Source organism: Lacihabitans soyangensis (assembly GCF_024343775.1).
GTDB lineage: Bacteria > Bacteroidota > Bacteroidia > Cytophagales > Spirosomataceae > Leadbetterella > Leadbetterella soyangensis.
The window spans coordinates 1-1,918 of the sequence record NZ_RJUF01000092.1 but is presented as its reverse complement, the minus strand read 5'-3'; the positions used below and the strand labels follow the sequence as shown (position 1 = coordinate 1,918).

The 1,918-nt window shown below is 43.1% G+C and carries 1 protein-coding gene; it reads left to right on the top strand.

Annotated elements, in window-relative coordinates:
- On the top strand, window positions 1-1,918 hold a 1,918-nt coding region (locus EGI31_RS14510; protein WP_510186413.1), incomplete at both ends, for a SprB repeat-containing protein.

Genomic DNA, 1,918 nt, shown 5'->3' with positions numbered 1-1,918 from the left:
TGACAGCAGGCAGCTATACAGTAACAGTTACAGATGCAAAAGGATGTACTGCAACCGCAAGTGTAGTAGTAGCACAGCCAACGCAATTGACTGCAAGTGCAACGAAGATAGGTGTTAGTTGTTTCGGCGGAAACGACGGAAAAGCGACGGTAACAGCCTTGGGCGGAACACCAGCATATACTTACAACTGGCTACCAAGCGGTGGAACCTCAGCAACAGCGAATGGTTTGACAGCAGGCAGCTATACAGTAACTGTAACAGATGCAAAAGGATGTACTGTAACCGCAAGTGTGGTAGTGGCTCAGCCAACGCAATTGACGGCCAATACCTTAACTGTCGATGTAACATGTAATGGTGGAACGGATGGAAGTATTTCTGCAATTCCATCAGGTGGAACAGCACCATATAGTTACAAATGGAATACTTCAGCTACTACTCAAGTGATAACAGCATTACCAGCAGGTACATACTCTATAGTAATTACCGATGCCAATAATTGCAAAGTTAACATTGCCAATATAATCGTCGGAGAGCCAGCTAAACTAGCTCCAGTGGCTACTAGCAACTCACCAGTGTGTTTCGGAGACCAAATTAATTTGTTCACAAGCGGTGGAACGACTTACTCTTGGAGCGGACCAAATGGTTTTACATCGGCTTTGCAAAATCCAATAATTTCGAATGCAGACCTTGTAAATCAAGGTACATATTCTGTAACTGTTACAAGTAGCAAAGGATGTACAGGTACGGCTACTGTAAGTGTACAAGTTAAAAAGCTTGATGCCATCAATTTGACAAATATAAATCTTTGTCAAGGCGAAATATTAACTTTAACAGTGCCTGACTACGGAACTTCTGCAACATATTCTTGGACTGGGCCAAATGGTTTTAGCTCAATTCAAAGAACAGCAAGTATAAATAATGTTACAGGGGCTAATGCTGGAACATATACGATAAAAGTTACATCCAATGGATGTAGTGTAACTGCAAGCTTGGTAGTAACGGTTAAACCGAAACCACAGGCACCAGTTATTGCCATCGATGGCCCAACTACTGTTTGTGAGACTGGATCTGTTAAATTAACAGCAACTGGTTGCTCTGGAGTAGTGAAGTGGTCAAATAATACTACTGGTACTTCAATAACTGTATCATCAGCAGGAACCTATACCGCAATTTGTTTGGCAAACGATTGTGAAAGCTCGAACTCGAATTCTATAACTATTCAGAATGGAAGTATACCAACCGCACCAATCATAGAGACCAACAAGACGATTTGTTGTGATGGCGAGAAAGCGACATTAACAGCAGTTGGTTGCACAGGAAGTTTGAAATGGAGTACCGGAGAGACAACAGCTTCGATACAAGTATCAGCATCTGGCGATTATACAGCAACATGTACCAACACCTGTGGAACAAGTAGTGCATCGAATAAGATCACTATCCAAACAGGAGTAACACCAACGGTACCAGTATTGACAGCTTTAGACAAAGAAGTATGTGGAATAGAGACAGTAACCATAACTGCTTCTAACTGCAACGGTACTTTGAAGTGGAGCCATACAGCAAGTACAGCTTCAAGCCAAACAGTAGGTGAAGGTACATATACTGTTAAGTGCGTAACGATTTGCGGAGAGAGTGCAGCCTCTATTCCTGTAGTAATCACCAAAGGTATTACACCGTCAGCACCAGTATTGGCAACAGACAAGTCGTCGGTATGTGCAAATGAGAAGGCTAAATTAACAGCTACCGGTTGTGAAGGCGGCACGATCAACTGGTCGGCAGGCTTAGGCACTGGCACGAGCAAAGAGGTCGGAGCAGGTACATACACAGCTACGTGTACAACAAGCTGTGGTACTTCGGGTAATTCAAATACAATTACCATCGGAACTAAAACAGCACCAGCCGTACCAGTAGTAACAAC